General features: G+C 36.1%; 18 protein-coding genes, 1 pseudogene and 2 riboswitches. All 19 genes and pseudogenes read left to right on the top strand.

Annotated features, from left to right (window positions below; all coding sequences use genetic code 11):
• Positions 1-631: 631 nt before the first annotated feature.
• The gene (locus EM308_RS01860) at positions 632-1,924 is read left to right on the top strand and encodes an O-acetylhomoserine aminocarboxypropyltransferase/cysteine synthase family protein (RefSeq protein ID WP_035639679.1); all 1,293 of its coding nucleotides are present in this window, start codon (positions 632-634) and stop codon (positions 1,922-1,924) included.
• A 92-nt stretch (positions 1,925-2,016) separates the two neighbouring features.
• The gene (locus EM308_RS01855) at positions 2,017-3,018 is read left to right on the top strand and encodes an alpha/beta fold hydrolase (RefSeq protein ID WP_035639682.1); all 1,002 of its coding nucleotides are present in this window, start codon (positions 2,017-2,019) and stop codon (positions 3,016-3,018) included.
• A gap of 932 nt (positions 3,019-3,950) precedes the next feature.
• Positions 3,951-4,160, top strand: coding sequence for a hypothetical protein (locus tag EM308_RS01850; protein WP_035639686.1), 210 nt, complete (start codon positions 3,951-3,953; stop codon positions 4,158-4,160).
• Between the two features lie 236 nt (positions 4,161-4,396).
• Positions 4,397-4,504: riboswitch (SAM riboswitch) on the top strand.
• Positions 4,505-4,580: 76 nt separating this feature from the next.
• Positions 4,581-5,543, top strand: a complete 963-nt coding sequence (locus EM308_RS18355; RefSeq protein WP_316930232.1) for an alpha/beta fold hydrolase — start codon at positions 4,581-4,583, stop codon at positions 5,541-5,543.
• Between the two features lie 19 nt (positions 5,544-5,562).
• Positions 5,563-7,977, top strand: coding sequence for a bifunctional aspartate kinase/homoserine dehydrogenase I (gene thrA, locus EM308_RS01840; protein ID WP_035639692.1), 2,415 nt, complete (start codon positions 5,563-5,565; stop codon positions 7,975-7,977).
• A 173-nt stretch (positions 7,978-8,150) separates the two neighbouring features.
• On the top strand, positions 8,151-8,585 hold the full coding sequence (locus EM308_RS01835; protein WP_035639694.1) for an OsmC family protein: 435 nt from the start codon (positions 8,151-8,153) through the stop codon (positions 8,583-8,585).
• Between the two features lie 45 nt (positions 8,586-8,630).
• Positions 8,631-9,803: a trans-sulfuration enzyme family protein gene (locus tag EM308_RS01830; protein ID WP_035639696.1), complete on the top strand. Its 1,173-nt coding sequence runs from the start codon at positions 8,631-8,633 to the stop codon at positions 9,801-9,803.
• Between the two features lie 140 nt (positions 9,804-9,943).
• Positions 9,944-10,792 (top strand): GIY-YIG nuclease family protein, encoded by an 849-nt coding sequence (locus EM308_RS01825; RefSeq protein WP_035639699.1) that lies wholly within the window; start codon positions 9,944-9,946, stop codon positions 10,790-10,792.
• 127 nt (positions 10,793-10,919) lie between these two features.
• On the top strand, positions 10,920-11,330 hold the full coding sequence (locus EM308_RS01820; RefSeq protein ID WP_035639702.1) for an RrF2 family transcriptional regulator: 411 nt from the start codon (positions 10,920-10,922) through the stop codon (positions 11,328-11,330).
• Positions 11,331-11,670: 340 nt separating this feature from the next.
• On the top strand, positions 11,671-13,005 hold the full coding sequence (locus tag EM308_RS01815; RefSeq protein WP_035639705.1) for a porin: 1,335 nt from the start codon (positions 11,671-11,673) through the stop codon (positions 13,003-13,005).
• A 621-nt stretch (positions 13,006-13,626) separates the two neighbouring features.
• A complete protein-coding gene (locus EM308_RS01810; RefSeq protein WP_035639708.1) occupies positions 13,627-14,328 on the top strand; it encodes a phosphoadenylyl-sulfate reductase in 702 nt (233 codons plus the stop codon).
• Positions 14,329-14,408: 80 nt separating this feature from the next.
• Positions 14,409-15,308 carry a sulfate adenylyltransferase subunit CysD gene (gene cysD / locus EM308_RS01805; RefSeq protein WP_035639709.1) on the top strand — a complete coding sequence of 300 codons (900 nt, stop codon included), beginning with the start codon at positions 14,409-14,411 and terminating at the stop codon, positions 15,306-15,308.
• 76 nt (positions 15,309-15,384) lie between these two features.
• Positions 15,385-16,629, top strand: a complete 1,245-nt coding sequence (locus tag EM308_RS01800) for a sulfate adenylyltransferase subunit 1 (RefSeq protein ID WP_035639712.1) — start codon at positions 15,385-15,387, stop codon at positions 16,627-16,629.
• Between the two features lie 80 nt (positions 16,630-16,709).
• Entirely contained in the window at positions 16,710-18,803 is a 2,094-nt protein-coding gene (locus EM308_RS01795) for a nitrite/sulfite reductase (RefSeq protein ID WP_035639715.1), read from the top strand.
• The gene (cobA, locus tag EM308_RS01790; RefSeq protein WP_035639718.1) at positions 18,796-19,575 is read left to right on the top strand and encodes a uroporphyrinogen-III C-methyltransferase; all 780 of its coding nucleotides are present in this window, start codon (positions 18,796-18,798) and stop codon (positions 19,573-19,575) included. Before EM308_RS01795 ends, cobA begins: the two co-directional genes overlap by 8 nt.
• Entirely contained in the window at positions 19,575-20,156 is a 582-nt protein-coding gene (locus EM308_RS01785; RefSeq protein WP_035639720.1) for a precorrin-2 dehydrogenase/sirohydrochlorin ferrochelatase family protein, read from the top strand. Before cobA ends, EM308_RS01785 begins: the two co-directional genes overlap by 1 nt.
• Positions 20,157-20,263: 107 nt before the next feature.
• Positions 20,264-21,316 carry an NAD(P)/FAD-dependent oxidoreductase gene (locus EM308_RS01780; RefSeq protein WP_035639723.1) on the top strand — a complete coding sequence of 351 codons (1,053 nt, stop codon included), beginning with the start codon at positions 20,264-20,266 and terminating at the stop codon, positions 21,314-21,316.
• A gap of 201 nt (positions 21,317-21,517) precedes the next feature.
• Positions 21,518-21,625, top strand: a riboswitch (SAM riboswitch).
• A gap of 281 nt (positions 21,626-21,906) precedes the next feature.
• Positions 21,907-22,908, top strand: a complete 1,002-nt coding sequence (locus EM308_RS01775; RefSeq protein WP_035639726.1) for a homocysteine S-methyltransferase family protein — start codon at positions 21,907-21,909, stop codon at positions 22,906-22,908.
• A 401-nt stretch (positions 22,909-23,309) separates the two neighbouring features.
• Positions 23,310-26,027, top strand: a pseudogene (metH, locus tag EM308_RS01770) (methionine synthase); the annotation flags it as partial.
• Positions 26,028-26,087 lie beyond the last annotated feature (60 nt).

The raw sequence follows: 26,087 nt of genomic DNA, 5'->3' as shown, positions 1-26,087 counted from the left end.
AGCATTTTTTTTCTGCTGAAAAATTTTCAGCATCCATAATGAATCTAGTTCATTATGAAGAGGTTGCAATCAGTCCAAATTTTTCCTCTTGTTTTCGCGTGCAAAGGTATGAAACCATTTTGAATTGCAAATTATTCTTTTGTTTTTTTTGATTTAATTAAGAGGAATTTAACAAACACTACTAATTCTATAGAGTTTATAAAAAATAATTTGAATTTTGCTTGGTGGTTTAAAAAATAGTTTGCACTTTTGCTCCAACAAAAAAAACGAAGTGAAAAATATAATGTACAATATGTGTTGTATGATGTGGAAAATTTCCGCAGAGTAAACTATTGTGTAATTTCAAAAAATACATCAATAAGAACCTCTGCCAATGGTAGAGGTCTTTTTTTGTAAAATTATTAAGATAGAAATAAAATGAAAATAATGGTAACGATAATGATGTGTTGTTGTATGATGTCTATGTGCATCCCATATTGTTATTGCCAAAAGAGGAGGATTTAATTCCGTAATAGTTTAAACTATAAGCCCTTTTGGTAACCGTTCCAAAAGGGCTTTTTTCATTCTTTCGAATACATAAAATTTTAAAAACATCATAAAAAAAATTAATAACATTTAAAAATTTACAATCATGAGCACACAAAAATTTGCAACAAACGCTTTACACGCAGGACACGACGTAACTAAAACTGGAGGAACAAGAGCTGTACCAATTTATCAGACTTCTTCGTATGTGTTTAACAATTCAGATCATGCAGCCAATTTATTTGGACTTGCAGAAGCAGGGTTTATTTACACCAGGCTGAATAATCCAACCAATGATATTCTGGAACAACGATTGGCGGCACTCGAAGGTGGAATTGGAGCAGTGGTAACCGCTTCTGGAACAGCGGCAATTACAACAGCTTTGTTGGTGTTGTTAAAAGCTGGGGATCATATTGTTGCTTCAAATAGCTTGTACGGAGGAACGTATAATTTGTTGAAAGTTACATTACCAAGATTGGGTATCACAACTACATTTATTGATCCGACAGATCCTAAAAATTTCGCAAAAGCTGCCAAAGAAAATACTAGAGCTTTTTTTGTTGAAAGTTTGGGAAATCCAAAATTGGATGTACTTGACCTGAAAGCAATTTCTGAAGAAGCCAAAACTTTCAAAGTGCCTTTTATTGTAGACAATACTGTGGCATCTCCTTATTTATTGAATCCAATTGAATACGGAGCAGATATCGTGATTCATTCTTTAACTAAATATATTTCCGGTAACGGAACCTCGTTGGGAGGTGTTATTATTGATGCAGGAAAATTTGATTGGAGCAATGGAAAATTTCCGGAGTTTACGGAACCTTCAGCGGGATATCATGGTTTGGTTTACCATGAAGCATTGGGGAATGCCGCTTTTATTGCCAAAGCCCGAATTGAAGGATTGCGAGATTTTGGCGCCGCTTTGAGTCCGTTTAATGCTTTTCAAATCATTCAGGGATTAGAAACTTTAGAAGTTCGTATCAACAGACATAGTCAAAATGCGTTGGCTTTGTCACAGTGGCTGGAGCAACAGGAAGAAGTCGCTTGGGTCAATTATCCTGGTCTGAAATCCAGCAAATATAATGATTTGGTTCAAAAATATTTGCCAAAAGGACAAAGCGGCGTTGTTACTTTTGGTCTTAAAGCTGGTTTTGAAGCCGCCAAAAAAGTAGCTGATAACACCAAGTTGTTTTCTTTATTAGCCAATATTGGAGACACCAAATCATTAATCATCCATCCGGCGAGCACCACGCATCAACAGTTGTCAGATGAGGAACAAATTGCGACTGGGGTGACCAAAGATTTAATCAGACTTTCAGTAGGATTAGAAGATATTGAGGATTTAAAAGCTGATTTGAAATCAGTTTTTGAGACTATTAAGTCGCCTCATTTAGTATAAGTTAGTTTTTGGTTTTGTTAGTTAAACTGCCTTTGTGATTTGGTTAATTATCTAAGGCAGTTTTTAAAAAAATAACCTTAAAAATATTCGAAATGGAAAATTTACAAAAAATAGATCTCTTTAATTTTGATTTGGAAACCGGTAAGCAGAAGTCGTATCTTCCGTTGTTTTATCAGGTTTTTGGGCAGCCTCTCGGCAGTGCGCCAATCGTGGTTGTGAATCATTCTTTGACGGGGAATTCAAATGTTACCGCCAAAAATGGTTGGTGGAACGGAATTGTAGGAGAGAAAAAAGTAATTGATACTGATTATTTTACAGTCATCGCATTCAATATTCCCGGAAATGGATTTGATGGTGATCTAGATAATTTGATTGATAATTATAAAGATTATACAATTCGTGACATAGCCCGAATTTTTTGGGAAGGATTATTACATTTGAAAGTAAAACATGTTTTTGCGGTAATTGGAGGAAGTCTTGGTGGGGCAATAACGTGGGAAATGGCAGCTTTACATCCTGATAAAATTGATAATCTGATTCCAATTGCTACCGACTGGAAAGCCACAGATTGGGTTATTGCCAACGTTTTGATTCAGGATCAAATTTTGAATCACTCAGATGATCCTATTGTTGACGCGCGTTTGCACGCGACATTGCTGTACAGAACACCCGAATATGTGAATCAAAGGTTCAGGAGAAGCAAACTGGATGAATTGTCTACTTTGCAGATAGAAAATTGGTTGCTGGATCATGGGGTTAAATTAAAAAATAGATACCGCTTGGCCGCTTATAAGTTGATGAACCATTTGCTCAAAACAAATGACATCACACGAAACAGACCCGATTTTCTAACAGTGGCTAATGAGATTGAGGCAAATATTCATTTAATTACCGTCGATACCGATTATTTGTTTATTGCTGAAGAAACGCGCAAAACGTATAGGGAATTGAGCGCTAAAAAGTTAAATGTATTTTATCATCAAATTCAGTCTATTCACGGGCATGATGCCTATCTGATTGAATTCAATCAGCTATCTGATATTTTGAGACCAATTTTTAATTATTATGGAGAACAAAGTTCAGTTAGTGCTTAGTTTTGGGCGTTTTTTGTAGTGTAAAAAGTAAATTCTTAATTAAATTATATGTCAGATTGCTATTTCAGGTTTATTTTATTGTTTTTTTTCGACTGTTAAAGAATAATATTTTGTTGAACAAACACAACAATTTGTTAAATTTATAACTTTTAGTTTTGTAAATTATTGATAATTAGGTTTTTTGATTTTAAGTATTTGTATCTTTATCATTAAATTTATGTTTCGGATTAGGATTTTTGAAAAAAAGTTTCGATATTTGCTCAACAGAATTAGAAAAGACAAAAAAAATGAAATTTAACCTTTGCAATATGTCAAAAAAAGCCATTCAGGTGAAAACCTGTAGGGGAGGTGTATAGCTTTATTTTAAATTAAAAAATATATAGCAAAACCTCCCAACATAATGGGAGGTTTTTTTTTGATATTAAAATGTTAAAGAAACAATAAGAAGAAGTAAAATAAGAATTAAGATTAACAATGAAACAACACTACACAATTAAGGTTACCATTTGCAAGGCGAAACAGAAGATGAAGCGTGACTATGCCATGGTGTGTGTTTGTATTTGCTGATTCCAAAAGTATAAGTTTGTTATATAACTTGAACCCTTTTGGATGCGTATCTAAAAGGGTTTTTTGTTTTTCAGGCCTTTTTCAGAATGAAAGTAAGAGTATAAAAGTTGAATAGAATTAATAACAATTAAAAAAGAGAAATTATGAGTTCAAAAGCGCAAAAAAGAATGAACCAGAAATCAAGTATGATTCTCGCCAAGACAATGAAGTTTCAGTGCCGGTCGAAGTTTCATTATTGTCAGGTCAAATTATAAAGCGCACAATTGATTTTTTTAGACAAAACTCGTTGTGCATAAGAAAACAAAATGTTGTAAAACATTTAAGCTATAAGCCACAGAAAATATTAATTACAAAAAGAAAGTATCATGAAAACTATAACATATATCACAAGCAGAGTAGAGTTGTTAAAAAAATCAATTTTGAAACTAATAAAAATTGAAACTTTTAACCCTATCAAAGAATTGAATCACCCAAGATTTCATATCGACAAAAATTTCGATTTGAAAGGAAAAAAAGGTAAAGGATCTTTATTGTTTCACATGTACTCTAAAGAAAATGACACTCTTTTTATTTAAGTCATAATATAAGTACCATAAGAAATACAGGGTACAAATTATTTGCCACGAATTGCACGGAATAAAAACACGGAATATTCTCTTTTGAAAAGAAATAAACCCGTGAGAATTAGTGCAATTCTTGGCAATTTTTTAATTGATGAATAACTATTGTTTAAAGGTTGACTCAAATATTAATTTGGTTGTTTCATAAAATTGTAGTTAATTTGCACCTTTAAGTTCAGAAACGTATTGAAATGTTATAAAGAAAGGTAGAGGGATTAGACCCGATGAAGCCTTAGCAACCCTTCGATTTATCGAAGAAGGTGCTGCATTCTACCACGCCAAACGTGGAAAGATAACACAAAGAATTCATTCGAGTTTTCTAGCTTTCTTCATAATATTTCCAGGTACAAATCAAAAAATCAAAAAGATTTGAAATTGGAAAATAAACCAAGCACAATTACAATACAAAATTTCACTACCGAAAGTGGTGCTTTTTATGCTACGCTCAATTTGAGTTATGACGTTTTTGGTCCTGCATTACATTCTGCACCTATCGTTTTGGTAAATCACGCCTTGACAGGAAATTCTCAGGTCGTAGGATTAAAAGGATGGTGGAATGTTTTGATTGGAGAAAACAGAACAATAGATACCAATAAATACACCATACTTGCTTTTAACGTACCCGGAAATGGTTTTGACGGTACAATTATCGAAAACTATTTGGATTTTACAGCTCGTGATGTGGCACGACTTTTTCTAGAAGGATTAAAAGAACTTCATGTTAATCAATTGTATGCTATTATCGGAGGGTCTGTAGGAGGAGGAATTGCTTGGGAAATTGCTGCATTGGCTCCAAAACTGACCAAACATTTAATCCCGATTGCAACTGATTGGAAATCTACAGATTGGTTAATTGCCAACTGTTTTCTGCAAGAACAAATTTTGAATAATTCGGCAAAGCCAATTGAAGATGCCCGTATTCATGCCATGTTGTGCTATAGAACACCAGAGTCTTTCAAAGCGAGATTTGACCGAACTACCAATGAAGAATTGGCTGTTTTTAATATCGAAAGTTGGTTGAATCATCACGGCAAAAAATTGCAAAAACGTTTTCAGCTTTCGGCATACAAGTTGATGAATCAGTTGCTGAAAACAATAGATATAGCCAGAAACAGGGAATCTTTCCTTGCTGTGGCGTCACAAATCGAGGCCGATATTCATATTATTGGAATCAATTCGGATTTGTTTTTTACGATAAGTGAAAATAAAGAAACCTACGAAACATTAAAAGCACACAAAAAGAACATAACTTTTCAGGAAATTGATTCCATTCACGGACACGATGCTTTCCTGATTGAATATAAACAATTGGACAATTTGCTTGAAGGAATATTTTAAGCTAAAAAATATATTAGATATGAAAATATTAAAATTTGGAGGAAAGTCTTTGTCAAACGGAGACGGAATCAATAAGGTCGTAGCGATTATTGAAGGGAAAGTAACCAAAGGGGAGCAGATTGCAGTCGTAGTTTCGGCACGCGGAAATGCAACAAACGAATTGGAGGATATATTGGCTTTGGCAGCCAAAAACGAGGATTTTAGAACACCTTTTGGGAATTTTAAAAAATACCAGCAAGACGTTTATAATGATGTCGATTTATCAGAAGAGTTTAATAAACTAGAAAAACTTTTTGAGGGTGTTAGCTTGATTGGAGATTATAGCATAAAAATTAAAGACGAAGTGCTTTCCAAAGGAGAGTTGATTTCGGCTAAATTGCTTACGGCTATTTTGATAAAAAATGGTATCAAAGCCAATTTTGCCGACACGAGAGAATTGATAAAAACAGATTCTAATTATGGTGATGCACAGCCAGTTGAACAGCTTTCGAAGAAAAATGTAGTAGCTTATTTCAAGGAACATAATGGAGAAACGGTAAATATTGTTACTGGCTTTATTGGTTCCAATAGCAAAAATGAAGCAACAACATTGGGGAGAAACGGAAGTAATTACACGGCTTCGTTACTGGCAAATTATTTGGATGCGACGGAACTTCAAAATTACACACACGTCGACGGAATTTACACAGCCAACCCTGATTTGGTTTTGGATGCCAAAAAAATTGATCATTTGACATTTAATGAAGCGAATGAGTTGGCCAACTTTGGCGCAACTATTTTACATGCAAAGACAATTATTCCTTTGTTGGAAAAAAATATTCCGCTTCGTATTTTGAATACTTTCAATCACGAAAATCAAGGAACATTAATAACATCAAATCCAAATAAAGAAGGAATCAAAACACTTTCGGTTCTTGAAAACGTGGCTTTGGTAAATCTGGAAGGAAGAGGATTATTAGGAAAAACAGGCGTTGATGCCCGTATTTTTAAAGTGATGGGCGACAACGAAATTAGCGTTAGTATCATTTCGCAAGGTTCGTCCGAAAGAGGAATTGGGATTGTGGTTGATGCAGACAAAGCTACTCGCGCGATGATTGAATTGGAACGAGAATTTGAAAATGACTTTTATTCAAAAGACGTTAATAAAATTACGGTTACCGATAATGTTTCGGTGATTTCGATTATTGGCCAGGATTTGAGTACCTTTCATAAACCTTACACAGCGTTAATCAAAAATAAAATCGTTCCGATTCTTTTTAACAACACGGTTACGGGTAAAAACGTGAGTTTGGTGGTGAAAAAATCAGAGTTGCATAGAGCTTTAAATGTGATTCATGGCGAGATTTTTGGGGTTTCCAAGAAAATAAATATTGCAATTTTCGGTCACGGATTGGTAGGAGGAACGTTGATTAACCAAATATTGGAATCAGCAAATGCTATTGAAAAACGCAAAGGAATCAAACTGAATGTTTTTGCAATTGCCAATTCCAAAAATATTCTTTTGAATAAAGACGGAGTTTCTCCAAACTGGAAAAATGAAATTCAGACTAATGGAATTTCCTATACAATTGATGATGTTATCGCTTACGCAAATAATAATCATCTAGAGAATTTAATTGCGATTGATAACTCGGCAAGTACATCATTTGTTGAGAATTATATCAAATTGGCTGAGAATAGTTTCGATTTGATTTCGTCTAATAAAGTGGCGAATACTTTGAGTTATTCGTTTTACAAAGAGTTGAGAGAGGTATTAGAAGCCAATCAAAAGACTTATTTGTATGAAACCAATGTTGGTGCCGGTTTGCCATTAATTGACACTATAAAATTATTGCACCTTTCGGGTGAAAATATTACCAAGATAAAAGGAGTTTTCTCGGGAACTTTGAGTTATTTGTTCAATAATTTCTCTGCAAAAGATGTCCCTTTTAGCGTAATACTAAAAGAAGCCATCGACAACGGTTACACTGAACCGGATCCCAGAGAAGACCTTTGTGGAAATGATGTTGGAAGAAAATTATTGATATTGGCGAGAGAATTGGATTTACAGAATGAATTTGAAGAAATTTCGATTCAAAATCTTATTCCAGAGCATTTGCGTGAAGGAGATGTTTCTGATTTCTTAAATAAATTGAAAGAATTTGATCCTATTTATGATAAAATAAAAGCAGAGCAAGAACCAAATCATGTGTTACGATATATTGGAGAATTGTCAGGAGATTTACAAAATGACAAAGGAAATCTGGAAGTAAAACTGGTTTCGGTGCCAAAAGAAACTGCTTTGGGCGGATTGAAAGGTTCTGATTCGTTCTTCGAAATTTATACAGAATCTTATGGAGACAGACCAATCGTGATTCAAGGAGCTGGTGCGGGATCAGCAGTAACGGCGAGAGGTGTTTTTGGTGATATTTTGAGATTATCGGATAAAGGGTAGGGATTTAAGATTTCAGAATTTAGATTTTTGGAGCTATAAATTTTAACCGCAAAGTACACAAAGAATTACGCAAGGGACACAAAGCTTTGCGAACTTCGCGTAATTCTTTGTGTACTTTACGGTAAATAAGACATTTGATTTAATATTTTTGAATTAGATTAAAAAAACAAACCATGAAAATAACATTAGACAGAGTAAACGAAAATTTCCATTTTGAATTAAAAAACGAACGTGGACATATAGTAAATGTAGATGCGCGTCCAGATTTTGGAGGAAATGATATGGGGCCAAGCCCTATGGAATTGGTATTGATGGGAGTAGCAGGTTGCAGCGGAATCGACATGATTTCGATTTTAAAGAAACAGCGCCAGGAAATCACCTCTTTCAAAGCAGAGGTTGAAGGTGAACGCGTGCAAGTGGGCGAGGCAAAACCATTCAAAAATATTTATGTGGTTTTTTCTCTAGAAGGAAACATCAAGGAAGACAAAGCGGCAAAAGCAGCGCAATTATCATTTGATAAATATTGCTCGGTTTCCAAAACGGTAGAGCCAACAGCAACGATACATTATAAAGTAGTTTTGAATGGAGTAGAATTAGCCAAAATCTAAGAGACACCATAAACTAAAAACTAAAAACAACAAACAAAAAAGACAATGAGCGAACAAGAATGTGGTTTTGAAACCCAAGCCATCCGTAGTCAAATCGAGAGAACACAATATTTGGAGCATTCAGTGCCCTTGTACATAACATCGAGTTTTGTTTTTGAAGATGCCGAAGATATGCGCGCTTCTTTTGCTGACGAAAAAGACAGAAATATTTACAGCCGATACAGCAATCCAAACACCAACGAATTTATAGAAAAGATTTGCAAAATGGAAGGTGCCGAGGCAGGTTTTGCATTTGCATCGGGTATGGCGGCGATTTATTCTACTTTTGCGGCCTTGCTAAAATCAGGGGATCATATCGTTTCTGCAGGCAGTGTTTTTGGGGCGACTCATTCTTTGTTTATGAATTATTTTCCGAAGTGGGGTATCGAAACTTCTTATTTCGATCTTAACAAACCAGAAACGATTGAGAGTTTTATAAAACCAAATACGAAGATACTTTTTGCGGAATCGCCAACAAATCCAGCTGTTGATATTATTGATTTGGAATTGTTGGGAGCTATCGCCAAAAAACACAATCTGATTTTGATTATCGACAACTGTTTTGCGACTCCGTACATTCAGCAACCGATAAAATGGGGGGCGCATTTGGTAGTGCATTCTGCAACCAAATTGATTGACGGACAAGGAAGAGTGTTGGGAGGAATCACCGTTGGAAATGAAGATTTGATAAAAGATATTTACTTGTTTTCTAGACTTACAGGGCCTTCATTATCACCATTTAATGCTTGGGTATTATCGAAAAGTTTGGAGACTTTGGCAATCCGTGTCGAGAGACATTGCGAAAATGCATTGAAAGTTGCTGAATTTTTAGAAAATCATCCAAATGTAAACAGCGTGAAATATCCGTTCCTGAAATCGCATCCGCAATATGAAATTGCTAAAAAGCAAATGAAATTAGGAGGAAATATTGTTGCTTTTGAAATCAAGGGCGGAATCGAAGCGGGAAGAGCATTTTTGGATAAAATAAAATTATGTTCGCTTTCGCCAAATTTGGGTGATACAAGAACGATTGTAACACATCCAGCATCAACAACACACAGTAAATTGACTGTTGAAGAACGTTTGGCAGTAAGCATTACTGATGGTTTGGTGCGTGTTTCGGTAGGAATAGAAACTGTTGAAGATGTAATTGCCGATTTGAATCAAGCACTTTCTTAAAGATTTAGAATTTCAAAATAGCCCACGGTTTCAACCGTGGGTTTTGTTTTTGTTACTATAAAGATTCTTTAATGGATTTTAGTCAATAGATTAATCGGATAATAAATTAAAGTATTATCTTAGTTTTTTAAATTAATGGTATGGCACACGGAAAGACTATAAAAATTTTTTTAATTGATGGAGATTCAAATGGTCGAATGAGTTGTGAACTTTCTAATTGGACTGGGAAAGCTTATAAAATTCCTCGAATTAAAATTAAAGACTGTTCGGATAGGTATGATTTGAATAATACTGGTATTTATTTGCTTTTTGGTAAAGACGATGAGAATGACGATTTGGTTTATATTGGAGAAGCAGAATCTGTTTTTAATAGGTTAAAGCAGCATCTAAGTGGAAAAGAATTTTGGAATGAAGCAATTGTTTTTATTTCTAAAGATGATAATCTAAATAAGGCTCACATTAAATATCTAGAAAACCGATTACATGATATCGCTGTAAGCGCTAAAAGATATAAAGTTGAAAATTCAATAACTCCTACACAATCTTCAATTTCAGAATCTGATAGGGCTGAAATGGAAGAGTTTATAGGTTACGTGAAAATATTAGTGAATACTTTGGGGCATAAAGTATTTGATGAAAAAAGAGTATTTAAGACAAAGCAAAAGCAAGATTTTTTCTTTATAAAAGCTGTAAGAGGTGCGGATGGACAAGGAGAACCAACGTCAGATGGTTTTTTAGTGTTTAAGGGTTCAAAAGCAGCACATGTAACAACTAATTCTTTGAGTTCAAATCTTGTGAATAATAGACAAAAGCTTATTGATGCTAAAATTCTAGTTGATAAACAGGATTATTATGAATTTACAGAAGATTATATATTTAGTAGCCCATCTACAGCAGCTGCTATCGTGATGGGTAGAAGTGCTAATGGACAAACGGAATGGAAGCTTAAAGAAGGTAAAACACTAAAAGATTTTGAAATGAATCCATAATGGAATTATTATTTTATAGTTAATTAGGGTGTTTACTTTCATTCAATCAAAAAAAATATTTTTGTAATAATTTTCGATTCCTAAAAATCATAAATCTACAATCGTTAATCCAAAATCTAAAATCATAATGCTTTCAAAGAAAACAAAATACGGAATAAAAGCACTTACCTTTTTGGCTCGTCAAAAAGATAATACACCTGTTCAAATTGCTGAAATTGCTAAAAATGAACATATTTCGATCAAGTTTTTGGAAAGTATTTTGTTATTGCTCAGAAACTCAGGGTTTTTGGGTGCCAAAAAAGGAAAAGGCGGTGGTTATTATTTGATAAAAGACCCAAAAGACATCAATATGGCCAAAGTTTATCGCATCCTCGAGGGGCCAATCGCTTTGCTGCCGTGTGCGAGTCATAATTTTTATGAAAAATGTGATGATTGTGATGACGAAACTACCTGTGCCGCAAGACGCTTAATGACTGAGGTCAGAGATAATACACTCAAAGTTTTGGAAAGTAACACTCTTGCTGATATTGCTTTTTAACAAAAGAGGTAACCTTTTTGAAGAAGCGTTTTAAGTACTTCATTTAGATTATTTTATTTTTTATTAGAAAAAAAACATAAAAAAGACCATTTCATTGATTTAGTTCAGTGGAATCGTCTTTTTTGTATTTCTAAATGGTATTTTCTTCAATAAAAATCCTAATACAGAATCACGATTTGTAAGTTAGTATGTAAAAAAAAGTCTTAATATCTTGATTTGAAAATAAATACGTATATTTATTGCTATGTATTCTAAAAAAATAATTCTTACTATTTTATTTCTTGGTAATGTTGGTTTAAAGTAATGACAATTTTGAAAAAAATTAAATAACTGACTGAATATGAAAAAAGTGTTATTTACAAGTTTACTTCTTGTTTCCTTCGTCGTTAATGCTCAAGATATAAACAATGGGACTAATAGTGCCAAAAATAAGGAGGAAATTAAGAAAGAGGTCATTCGCATTATGGACTCTATTAATTCGAAAGATCAAGCGCAGCGGGAAAAAGTAGAAGCTGCTGAAAAAGTCGCTTGGTACCGAAAGATTTCCTTCAGAGGTTATGTTCAGGTAAGATACAACGGATTGTTTTCTACAAACGACAGAGTTTCTTGTGATCAATGCGACAAATCCTGGGGGACAACTTCAACTGATCCCGATGCAGAATCGAATAACGGTTTTTTTATACGCCGTGCCCGATTGGTATTTTCAGGTCAAATTTTGCCAAATTTATATTTTTATTTTCAACCTGATTTTGCTAGTTCACCTTCCAGCGGGGTCAATAATTTTGCCCAATTGAGAGATGCTTATTTTGATTTGTCTTTTGATAAAAAAAGAGAATATCGGGTTAGAGTCGGTCAAAGTAAAGTGCCTTATGGATTTGAGAATTTGCAATCAAGTCAAAACCGTTTGACATTGGATCGCAATGATGGTTTTAATAGTGCTGTGGCAAATGAAAGAGATTTGGGTGTGTTTTTCTATTGGGCTCCTAGCGAAATTAGAGAACGTTTTGACATGCTTGTAAAGGATGGATATAAAGGTTCGGGGGATTATGGTGCATTTGCTTTTGGGGTTTACAACGGTCAGACTTCAAATAAATCTGAAGGAAATAGGAATTTGCACGTAGTAACACGATTTACGTATCCATTTGTAATAGGTGACCAAATAATAGAACCCGGAATCCAGGCTTATACCGGTAAATGGGCTTTTACCAGTGAAATATCCCCGGGAGTAATCACTGATTTCAGTAATCCAAAATACGTAACCGATGAAAGAATTGGTGCTTCTTTTGTTTTATATCCAAAACCATTCGGAATCCAAACCGAATATAATTTTGGAAAAGGGCCACGGTATAATAAAAACGATAATACCATTGAAGTTACCGATTTGAATGGAGGTTATATCACTCTGAATTACAAATGGGATGTGAATTTAGCCAAGCATCATTTATTGTATCCTTTTGCTAAGTTTCAATATTATGACGGTGGAAAAAAATTCGAAAAAGATGCTCGAAGTTACGTGGTTAGAGATTACGAATTAGGCGTAGAGTGGCAACCTTTTAAAGCATTCGAATTTACTGCCGAATGGGTAATTGCCGACCGAACATTTGAAGACAGTGTGCTTCCGGATAATAGACAACAAGGAAATTTGTTGAGGTTGCAGGCACAGTTCAATTTCTAAATTAAGTTATAATCGGCTTATAAATCGGAGTTCGATTATTGTTTTTTGGAGCAGAAACATTTGGTTTTTCAGGAAACATTGTTCCCGCTATCCGTTGCAATCTTTTTGTTTTTAAAGAAAAAACAAAAAGGATTTCCACTATTATCGGGGCTAATGAGAGAGATTTGGCTTTTTTATAATCATAAAAAAAAACAGTAATAATCGAACTCAGGTTATTAGTTTGTCATTTCGAGGCACGAGAAATCGCATTTTGTGAATTTATTAGGTAGTTCGCTATTGCTCGTGTCTGGATCCTACTCTTGACCGTTTTCAACATTCCAATAATCCTCAAGCTTGTCATGCTGACGAAGAAAGTATCTAAGTAAGTAGCTCGACAAAGTATTCGACTCACTTTTTGGAATTACTAGTTGGGATTCCTCGTTCCTCGGAATGACAATATCAGACCTTGGAGTTGCGTAAAATTATCGTTATCGAAACTAACTCTCTGACAGACATTGTATTTTAACTATTAAATTTTATCTAAAAATAATTTTGAATTTAAAAAAAAGTATTATTTTTGCAAAGTAATCTAGTAACCCGATAGGGTAATGGATTTTGAAATCAAAAAGAGAAAGAAAATAAATGAGCACAGCGATAGCAAATAGTTTATTGGAAAAAACGGCAGGTTTCTCAATTGAAGAAACTTTGTCATTTTTGGCTAATGAATATCAGGGGAAGGTGGTTTTTTCGACTTCTTTTGGTCAGGAAGATCAGGTGATAACAGCTTTAATTGCCAAAAATGAGTTGCCAATTACCATTTTTACATTGGATACCGGCAGATTGTTTCAAGAAACTTATGATGTTTTTCATAAAACGGTTAAGAAATACAAAGTGGCAATTCAAGCCTATTTTCCAGATGCGAATGACGTGGAAAATTTGTTGAATAAAAAAGGACCGAACAGTTTTTACGAATCGGTGGAGAACAGAAAAGAATGTTGTTTCATTCGAAAAGTAGCTCCGTTGACAAAAGCCTTGAAAGGAAATGAAATTTGGATTACAGGTTTGCGAGCCGAACAATCGGAAAACAGAAATAGTTTAGCCGCCTTTGAATATGATGCTCATTTTAATATCATCAAATTCAATCCGTTGTTGAAATGGAGTTTGGAAGACGTTCAAAAATATATTGATGAGAATAATGTGCCACAAAATGCCTTACACAAAAAGGGATTTGTAAGCATTGGTTGTGCACCTTGTACCAGAGCTATTGTAGAAGGAGAAGACATCAGAGCAGGAAGATGGTGGTGGGAGTCCAGTCATAAAGAATGTGGATTGCACCAAAAGTGATTTTAAATTATGAATTATGAATTATAAATGATTGTTGGAATCTTTAAATTTTTCAATCATTTAATCTTTAAATTAAAAAAATGAGTTCAGTATTAAAAACAAATGCTTTAGAAAGCGAAGCAATTTACATATTCAGGGAAGTAATTTCTCAATTTGACAAACCCGTTTTGCTTTTCTCAGGCGGTAAAGATTCTATTACATTGGTGCGTTTGGCACAAAAAGCATTTTTTCCTGCCAAAATTCCTTTTCCATTATTGCACGTAGATACAGGACATAATTTTCCTGAAACAATTGAGTTTAGAGACAAATTGGTTGCCGAATTGGGATTGGAATTAATCGTTCGTAATGTGCAGGATGCGATAGACGAAGGAAAAGTGGTTGAAGAAACAGGAAAATATTCCAGTAGAAACACCTTGCAAACGACTACGTTATTGGATGCTATCGAAGAATTCAAATTTGATGCTTGTATTGGTGGAGCACGTCGTGATGAGGAAAAAGCAAGAGCCAAAGAACGTATTTTTTCTGTTCGTGATGATTTTGGTCAATGGGACGAAAAAAACCAACGTCCTGAATTATTTGATTTATTGAACGGAAAAATTGAAATTGGACAAAATGTTCGTGTTTTCCCAATTTCAAACTGGACAGAATTAGATGTTTGGAGTTATATTGAGCAAGAACAAATAGAAATTCCATCCATTTATTTTTCGCATAAACGTAAAGTTTTTTTGAGAGACGGTTTAATTTGGTCACACTCTCCTTTTGTGTACCAAGAAGAAGACGAACAAATCGAGGAACGAATTGTTCGCTTCAGAACCGTTGGAGATATGAGTTGTACTGCCGCTGTTGAATCGTATGCGGCTACTATCCAGGAAGTAGTTGGAGAAATTCGTTCTTCGACCATTTCTGAAAGAGGAGCCAGAATCGATGACAAACGTTCTGAGGCTGCTATGGAAAAAAGAAAACAACAAGGATACTTTTAAGAGTTGATGGTTTTTCGTTTATAGTTAATGGCTATAAACCACAAACAAATAACTACAAACAATAAACAAAAACAGAATGGAAGTTTTAAAAATAGCAACAGCAGGAAGCGTAGATGACGGGAAAAGTACTTTAATCGGAAGATTATTGTATGATACAAAATCATTGACTACAGATAAAATTGAAGCAATAGAAAAAAGCAGCAAACAAAAAGGATACGATTATCTTGATTTTTCTTTGGCTACTGATGGTTTGGTTGCCGAAAGAGAACAGGGAATTACGATAGATGTGGCGCACATTTATTTTTCGACTGCGAAAAAAAGTTACATCATTGCCGATACTCCAGGACACGTAGAATATACTCGTAACATGGTTACAGGAGCTTCGACTTCTCAAGTGTCTATCATTTTGATTGATGCTCGTAAAGGAGTGATTGAGCAAACGTACCGTCACTTTTTTATCAATAATTTATTGAGAGTAAAAGACGTGATTGTTGCGATTAACAAAATGGACTTGGTTGATTATTCGGAAGAAGTTTTCAATAAAATCAAAGCCGATTTCCAAGCATTGAATGCTAAAAGTGCTTACAAAGAACAAAACGTAAGTTATATTCCTTTGAGTGCTATCAATGGAGGAAACGTAGCCGATAAATCTGAGAATATGCCTTGGTACACAGGGCAAACGGTTTTGGAACACTTAGAAGCTTTGGAACCAAAAGATATTTACGAAAACGGAAAAGCGCGTTTCCCGGTTCAGACAGTTATTCGTCCAAAAACAGAAGTATATCACGATTTTAGAGGTTATGCCGGAAAATTATCCGGAAACAATATCAAAGTGGGAGATGCCGTTACAGTATTGCCTTCTTTGACAGAATCAAAAGTGACCAACATTCACTTTTTTGACAAACAGTTTGATGAAGCAACTGCAGGTTCGTCAATTACTATCGAATTGGAAAATGACATCAATGTGACTAGGGGAGATATGATTGTAAAATCAAACGAACTTCCTAAAGTTGAAAAAGAAATCGAAACAACAGTTTGCTGGATGGACAGCAAAAAATTAGTTGCTGGCGCAAAATATTTTGTACAACACAACACAAACAGAGTTTTGGCCAAAATTGACAGTGTGAAAAATGTTATTGCAACGGATTATTCAGGAACAACTCCAGCTTCTCAATTGGCTATTAATGAAATTGGAGAAGTGACTATTAAATTGAGTAAAGCTATCTATTTCGATGCCTACACAGAAAACAAGTCGAATGGAGCTTTTATATTAATAGATGCCGCTACCAACACGACGGCAGGGGTTGGATTTATTAAATAGTTGATAGTTTTTGGTTTTTAGTTGATAGTTAAAATGTCATCAAAAAACATAAACGAGCAACCTAAATTTTAGACAAAAAAATGGAAAGTTACAGAACAGGAATAGAAAACCCGATAGTTGAAAAAGAAATCATTGAATTAGCAAAAAAGATTCAGTTATTTCGTGGCGGGAATATCGATGAAGAGCGTTTTCGTAGTCTTCGTCTAGCACGTGGAATTTACGGTCAGCGTCAGGAAGGCGTGCAAATGATTCGTATCAAATTGCCTTATGGTAAAGTAAGCGGTGAGCAATTGAGACGAATCACAGATGTGTCTGAGGAATATTCTACAGGACGTTTGCACATCACAACACGTCAGGATATTCAGATTCACTATGTGAGTTTGGACAGAACTCCGGAACTTTGGGAACAATTGGCTAAGGACGATATTACTTTGCGTGAAGCTTGTGGTAACACCGTTAGAAATATTACAGGAAGTGAGTTGGCGGGAATCGATGTAAACGAACCGTTTGATGTTACGCCTTATGCTCACGCCATGTTTCAATATTTGTTAAGAAATCCTATCTGTCAGGAAATGGGACGTAAATTCAAAATTTCGTTCTCGTCTTCAGACGAAGATACTGCTTTGAGTTATTTGCACGATTTAGGATTTATCCCGAAAATTGTGGATGGTCAACGCGGATTCAAAGTAGTTTTTGGTGGAGGTTTGGGTTCACAACCTTCTCACGCCGAATTGCTTTCAGAATTTATTCCGGTTAATAAAATCATTCCAACGGCAGAAGGAATCATCCGTGTGTTTGACAGATACGGAGAGCGTGTTAAGAGAATGAAAGCACGTATGAAGTTTTTGGTAAAAGAACTTGGAAAAGATGCATTTTTAGAATTAGTTGAGCAAGAGCAAAAAGCAATCGCTTTTGAAACTTACGAAATAGATACGACAGCATTTGATGGCCCAATTCCGGAACCATTGCTGGAAGCTCCAAAAGTTACCATCGAAGATACTACGGCTTACGAAACCTGGAAAGAATCTAATGTTATTGCCCAAAAACAAAAAGGGTATTTTGCGATTGGAATTAAAATTCTTTTAGGAGATTTTTATATTGACAAAGCCAGACAATTAGCTGATTTAATCAAGAATTATGCTGCTAATGAATTGCGTTTTTCATTGCGTCAAAATATAGTGATTCGTCATGTAAAAGAAGAAAACTTACCTTTCTTCTACCAAGAATTAGCCAAATTAGGAATGGTTGATTTGGGATACAATTCAACTGCCGATATCACAGCTTGTCCGGGTACAGATACTTGTAACTTAGGAATCGCGAGCAGTACAGGTATCGCCGAAGAATTGGAAAGAGTAATCAATGCCGAATATCCTCAGTACAAAAACAATCGCGAAATCGAAATCAAAATCAGTGGTTGTATGAACGCTTGCGGACAACACAATATGTCTGCGATTGGTTTCCAAGGAATGTCTATTAACTCTGGAAAATTGGTAGCTCCAGCTTTGCAGGTTTTATTGGGTGGAGGAAGATTAGGAAACGGAGAAGGACGTTTTGCCGATAAGGTAATCAAAATTCCAAGCCGTAGAGGACCAGAAGCATTGCGTACTATTTTAAATGATTTTGATGCTAATGCCAACGGACAAAAATTCCTTGATTATTATGATGCGAAAGGAGAGAAATATTTCTACGAAATACTAAAACCGTTGTCTGATACAAACAATTTGACCGAAGCCGATTTTGTAGATTGGGGGAATGCTGATAATTACGTAAAAGCGGTTGGTGTTGGAGAATGTGCCGGAGTTGTAATTGATTTGGTAGCTTCTTTATTATTTGAGGCTAAAGAAAAATTAACTTTTGCTCAAGAAGCAATCGATGAAGGAAAATGGGCTAATGCAATTTATCATACTTACGCCGGATTTGTAAACGGTGCAAAAGCATTGTTGCTTTCTGAAAACGAAAAAACAAACACTCACGTTGGAATTATCGATTTGTTTGAAAATGTTTTCATAGCTACCAAAAAAATCGAGTTGAATACAGCTTCTTTCAAAGAATTGGTATATCAAATCAATCAAGTAGAGCCTTCAGAAGCTTTTGCAAAACAATATATTAAAGAAGGAATTTCCTTTTTTGAAGAAATAGAAAAATACAGAGCCAAAGATTTAGCTAATGCTTAATAATAACATACAACCCAAAGTAACTTTAGTGGGTGCAGGACCCGGCGACCCGGACTTGCTTACGCTCAAAGGCGTAAAAGCGCTCGCTGAAGCCAATGTGGTTTTGTATGATGCCTTGGCCAATGAGGAAATAATGAAGCATGCCTCGCAGGATTGTATAAAAATTTTTGTGGGGAAAAGAGCCGGATGTCATGAATATTCGCAAGATCAAATCAATCAATTGATTGTGGACAATGCGCTTACTTACGGTCATGTGGTTCGGTTAAAAGGAGGTGATCCATTTATTTTTGGAAGAGGAAGCGAAGAAATAGATTACGTAGAAAGTTTTGGAATCCCTACATTTGTGGTTCCCGGAATTTCATCGGCGATTGCAGTTCCCGCTTATCAGGGAATTTCATTGACCAAAAGAGGAATTTCCGAAAGTTTTTGGGTAATCACAGGAACCACTTCCAATCGCAATTTGTCTAATGATATTGCACTCGCAGCACAATCATCTGCAACAGTGGTGATTTTGATGGGAATGAACAAGCTGAAGCAAATTGTGGAGTTATTTCAAAAAGAATCCAAAGGAGAAACCCCCGTTGCGATTATTCAAAACGGAACAATGCCTAATGAAAAAATTGGTGTGGGAACTATTGATACGATTCAGGAAGTCGTTACCGAAAGTAAATTAGCATCTCCTGCAATTATTGTAATTGGAGAAGTCGTTAAAGAGAGCAATAAATTAAAAGGTTTTTACGAGGAATTTGTGACTGCCGAATTGAAATTGTAATGGAAAGAAACGAATTATACCCAATTTTTTTAAAACTGCATAACATCAATGTACTTATTGTTGGTGGTGGCAATGTAGGTTTGGAAAAGTTGTCGTTTATGTTGAAATCCAGTCCAAATGCCAATGTTGAGGTAGTGGCGACAAAGTTCATTCCTGAGTTGGAAGCATTAGTCGAAAAACATCCTTCGGTAAAACTGACCCAATCGAAGTTCAAGAAAAAAATGCTTAAGAAACGCAATATGGTTATTGCTTGTACAGATGATTTAGAAGTCAACAAAAGGGTGTATAAACTTGCTCGAGAGTGTTACTTGATTTGCAATATTGCCGATACACCAGATTTATGCGATTATTATTTGGGAGGTATTGTAACCAAAGGAAACGTAAAAATTGCCATTTCGACCAACGGAAAATCGCCCACAACAGCCAAAAGGCTCAGGGAATTTTTCGAAGAGGTAATTCCGGAAGACATCAATAAAATGGTCGAAAACCTGAATGAATACCGCAAAACCCTAAAAGGTAATTTTGAAGAAAAAGTCCAAAGGATGAACGAAATTACCAAAGGGCTAAAAAATAATGAATAAAACAATTAAGGATAAAATTCTCTGATAATAGTCATATTTAGAAATTGAAATCATTCCTTCATTTGCAGATTAAAAATAAATATTAAAGAAGTTAAAATTTATACATAATGGTTAAAACAGACATACTTATTATAGGAGCCGGGCCAACAGGTCTTTTCGCCGTTTTCGAAGCAGGATTATTAAAATTAAAATGTCATATTTTGGACGCCTTACCACAACCGGGAGGACAACTTTCAGAATTATATCCAAAGAAACCAATTTATGATATTCCGGGGTTCCCAGAAGTATTGGCTGGAGATTTGGTGGATAATTTAATGGAACAAATCAAGCAATTTGAACCAGGATTTACACTTGGTGAGCGTGCGGAGACTATAGAAAAACAAGAGGATGGTAGTTTTATTGTAACTTCAAATAAAGGAAAAAAATTCCATGCGCCTGTTATAGCTATTGCTGGAGGATTGGGAAGTTTTGAACCTAGAAAACCACTTATCGAGGATATCGAATTTTACGAAAATAAAGGAGTGAAATACTTTATCAAAAATCCAGAGAAATTCAGAGACAAAAGAGTTGTGATTTCCGGAGGTGGTGATTCTGCTTTGGACTGGACTATTTTCCTGGCCAACGTGGCATCAGAAGTAACTTTAATTCACCGCAGAAACGAATTCAGAGGAGCTTTAGACTCTGTAGAAAAAGTGCAGGAATTAAAATCAGCCGGAAAAATCAAGATGATTACTCCTGGAGAAGTTGTTGGATTAAACGGAGCCGAACATTTAGAGTCTGTTGATGTTGATGAAGACGGCGCACACCAAAATATCAAATGTGATTTCTTTATTCCTCTTTTTGGGTTGACACCAAAATTAGGCCCAATCGCACATTGGGGATTAGAAATCGAAAAAAATGCTATCAAAGTAAACAACGCTTTGGATTATCAAACGAACATTCCTGGGATTTTCGCCATTGGTGACGTAAACACCTACCCAGGAAAATTAAAATTGATTCTTTGCGGATTCCACGAAGCCACATTAATGTGTCAGGCGGCTTACCAAATCATCAACCCGGGTAAAAAATACGTAATGAAATACACCACCGTTTCCGGAGTAGATGGATTCGACGGTACCCGTAAAGAAGCACCAAAAGCAGTTGTGAAAGCGATTGTTTAGTTTAGGGTTTAAAAAAGTTTAAAGGTTTAAATTGTTTAAAAGTTTAGAAAGGTTTGGGTGTCGATAGAGTGACAATCTTCAACTTTTTTAAACAACCTTAAACAATTTAAACCTTTTTTTTAAACAAAATTTCAAACCTTCAAAAATACTTGCAAGTCGCAAGGCTATTTCATAACTTTGCGCCGTTCCTAATTTTATTGAAAGTTATCACGAAAGGCGGAGGGAAAAGACCCAATGAAACCTTAGCAACCTCTCGTCCTTACGAGAAAGGTGCTACATTCTACCACGCATCGCGGGGATAGATAACACAAGATACATCTGTATTTTTGCAACTCTTTTCCTGATAACATATAGATAATTTAGCATACTGAATTTATTTCAGCATCAAGAGCGAAAGATTGGCGCATTTTTGCCATCAACGTTCCCGCTGTGCGCTATATCTTTTATTCTGAACCCCAGAATAAAAGGATATCGCTTCCATCGGGGCTAAAGAATAAACAATTGTGATTTTTTGGAGTCAAATTGAGAAAATGATTTTGAAACAATAATAAAAGCCAAGCGTCTTTGCGTCTTTGGGAGAAATAAAAAATATGTCAAAAATTCAAGAAGAAATAAAAAAGAGAATTCTCGTGCTCGATGGAGCAATGGGAACCATGCTGCAACGATATAATTTCTCCGAAGAAGATTTTCGAGGCGAACGATTCAAAGATTTTGCGCATCCGTTAAAAGGGAATAACGATTTGTTATCCATAACACAGCCAAAAGCTATAAAGGAAGTTCATGCCGCCTATTTTGAGGCAGGAGCCGATATAGTGGAAACCAACACTTTCTCGGGAACCACAATCGGTATGGCCGATTATCACTTGGAGGATTTGGTTTATGAATTGAACTACGAATCGGCAAAAATAGCCCGTGAAGTAGCCGATGAATTCACTGCCAAAAATCCAAACAAACCTCGTTTTGTTGCTGGTTCAATAGGCCCAACAAACCGTACAGCCAGCATGTCGCCAGACGTAAACGACCCAGGTTACAGAGCAGTAACTTTTGACGATTTACGCATTGCCTACAAACAACAAGTAGAAGCATTAATCGACGGAGGTTGTGACTTACTTTTGGTAGAAACTATTTTTGATACGTTGAATGCCAAAGCAGCACTTTTCGCAATCGAAGAAGTAAAAGAAGAACGCAATCTTGACATTCCAATCATGGTTTCAGGAACGATTACCGATGCTTCGGGAAGAACGCTTTCGGGACAAACGGTCGAGGCTTTCTTGATTTCAGTTTCGCACATTCCGTTGTTGAGCGTAGGATTCAATTGCGCTCTAGGAGCCGATTTATTGAAACCATATTTGCAGACATTGTCTTCGCATACGTCTTTCAACATATCAGCACATCCAAATGCCGGATTGCCAAACGCCTTTGGAGAATACGACGAAACACCGGAAGAAATGCAAGCCCAAATTAAAAGTTATTTAGACGATAATTTAATAAACATCATAGGAGGTTGTTGTGGAACAACCCCAAATCATATCAAGTTGATTGCCGATATTGCAAAGGATTATAAACCGAGGGTTTCGGTGGCGGTAATGTAATTTCGGTAGAGACGCGATTTATCGCGGCTAATACAATATTTGTCCACAAAGAGAATAACCCCTGCTAGCGCGAGCGTCCCGCTCGTGCCCGCAAAGTAAGTCTTGGAAAATTTAATGATTATATAAATTGGAATGGGCACGAGCGGGACGCTCGCGCTAGCGAAGGAAATTATGAAAATGAAATCATTTTATTAAATAAAAATGATGTTGAATTGCACAATGCACGCGTGAGGGATAGAAGTGGAGCTCTTTTTTCTTGATTTTTCATCAAGAAAAAAAGCGGGAACGGATAGCCCGACCCGACTTTTTTGGAGGGGCACGCCCAAAATAATAATAGAAATGTCTACAGAGTTTTGGAGACCTTGCAGGAATTATAAATAGAATAAAAAAACTTAGAATCTAAGCTACTTAGAAACTTAGTAACTCAAAATAAAAAAATGGGACACAATAAAAGCAGAAGAAACCTTGTATTATCGGGATTGGAACCTTTGATCATTACGCCGGACAGCGTATTTGTGAATGTTGGGGAGAGAACCAACGTAACTGGTTCGAGAAAGTTCCTTCGATTAATCAAGGAGGAAAAATACGAGGAAGCGCTGGATATTGCGAGACAGCAGGTAGAAGGTGGTGCGCAAATCATCGATATCAATATGGATGAGGGAATGCTTGACGGCGTTTATGCGATGACCAAATTCCTGAATTTGATTGCTGCCGAGCCGGATATTTCCCGTGTGCCCATTATGATTGACAGCTCAAAATGGGAAATCATTGAGGCTGGTTTGAAAGTCGTGCAGGGAAAATGCGTCGTAAACTCGATTTCGTTGAAAGAAGGAGAAGAAGCATTCATTCACCACGCCAAATTAATCAAACGATACGGTGCGGCTGTTATTGTGATGGCTTTTGATGAGGTAGGACAAGCCGATAATTATGAACGAAGAGTTGAGATATGTCAACGCTCGTATGATATTTTGGTAAACAAAGTTGATTTTCCTCCACAGGATATCATCTTCGATTTGAATATATTTCCTGTTGCGACAGGGATGGAAGAACACCGCTTGAATGCTTTGGATTTCTTTAGAGGAACCAAATGGGTTCGCGAAAATTTACCGCACGCACACATCAGCGGTGGGGTGAGTAACGTTTCGTTTTCGTTCAGAGGAAATGATGTGGTGAGAGAAGCGATGCACTCGGTTTTCCTGTACCACGCCATTAAAAACGGAATGACAATGGGAATTGTAAATCCGGAAATGCTTTCGATTTATGATGAAATTCCAAAAGATTTGTTGGAACACGTAGAGGACGTAATCTTGGACAGACGTGACGATGCGACGGAACGTTTGTTGGATTTTGCAGAAAATGTGAAAGGCGATGTAAAGAACAACGAAAAAGCGGTTCAGGAATGGCGTTCGGGAACGGTTCAGGAAAGAATTACGCATTCGTTGGTAAAAGGGGTGGATGAATTTATAGAAATTGATGTTGAAGAAGCTCGTCAAGCTGCCACAAAACCTATCGAAGTAATCGAAATCAACCTGATGGCCGGAATGAATGTCGTTGGAGATTTGTTTGGTTCGGGGAAAATGTTTTTGCCACAGGTGGTAAAATCGGCAAGGGTGATGAAAAAAGCCGTGGCTTATCTGTTGCCTTTTATTGAAGCGGCTAAGCAGGTAGGCGACAAATCAGGGAACGGAAAAATCTTGTTGGCAACTGTAAAAGGCGATGTGCACGACATTGGAAAAAATATTGTTGGAGTAGTATTAGCCTGTAATAATTACGAAATCGTAGATTTGGGAGTTATGGTAGCTCCCGAAAAAATTGTTGCCGCAGCTTTAGAACACAATGTAGATATTATTGGGTTGAGCGGATTGATTACGCCGTCGTTGGACGAAATGGTGTATCTCGCAAAAGAATTGGATAAAAAAGATATAAAAATTCCGGTAATGATTGGGGGAGCAACCACATCACGTGCGCATACTGCCGTGAAAATTGCACCGCAATACAAGGCAACTGTGGTTCACGTGAATGATGCATCGAGAGCGGTTACGGTGGCTGGAAATTTATTGGACGACAATAGAGAAAAATATGCAACTGATATTCGAGCTGAATACGATGCGTTTCGTGAGACATTCTTGAATCGTTCGCGTGACAAGAATTTCTTGACTATTGAGCAAGCTCGAAAAAATAAATTGCAATTGGATTGGAGGCATTTTGAACCTGTAAAACCAAAAGTTATTGGTGAGCAAATTGTTGAAGTAGATTTGGATGTATTGGTTCCGTACATTGACTGGACGCCGTTTTTCAGAACGTGGGAATTGTTCGGGAAGTATCCGGCGATTTTGACGGATGAAGTTGTGGGTGAACAAGCGACTTCTGTTTTTGCGGATGCGCAGGCAATGTTGGAAGTAATTTTGAAAGAGAAAAAATTACAAGCGAAAGGAATCTACGGAATTTTTCCTGCGAACCAAATCAATGATGACGATATCGAGTTGACAGATGAAAACGGAAAACCATTGCAGACATTCTTGACTTTGCGTCAGCAATCACAAAAAACAAAAGGAGCTCCGAATATTGCGCTAGCCGATTTTATTGCTCCGAAAGATAGCGGGAAAGTTGATTATATGGGAGCTTTTTGCGTAACTACCGGTTTTGGCGTTGACGAATGGGCGGCAGAATTTGAAAAGAATTTAGACGATTACAATTCGATTATGGTTAAAGCGCTGGCTGACCGTTTCGCAGAAGCATTCGCTGAATATTTACACGAAAAAATACGAAAAGAAATTTGGGGTTATGCATCGGATGAGGTTTTGAGTAAAGAGGCACTTATCGACGAAGATTATAAAGGAATTCGTCCGGCGCCTGGTTATCCAGCATGTCCTGACCACTTGGAGAAACCAACCATCTGGAAGTTATTAAACGTTGAAGAAAAAATAGGAGTTACCTTGACCGAAAGTATGGCAATGTGGCCGGCTTCATCAGTTTCGGGATACTATTTTGGAAATCCGGAAAGCAGGTATTTTGGTCTCGGAAAAATAAAAGAAGACCAAGTTATTGACTACGCCAAAAGAAGAAACGTTTCAACAGATGTGGCCATGAAATGGCTGAATCCTAATATAGCAGATTAAAAAAAATGTTTCAAGTTTAAAGTTTCAAGTTGCTCGGGAGAACTTTAAACTTTAAACTTG

It is taken from the genome of Flavobacterium gilvum (assembly GCF_001761465.1).
Taxonomy (GTDB): Bacteria; Bacteroidota; Bacteroidia; order Flavobacteriales; family Flavobacteriaceae; genus Flavobacterium; species Flavobacterium gilvum.
The sequence above is the reverse complement of the archived record's forward strand: the minus strand, read 5'-3'. Positions and strand labels throughout refer to the sequence as shown.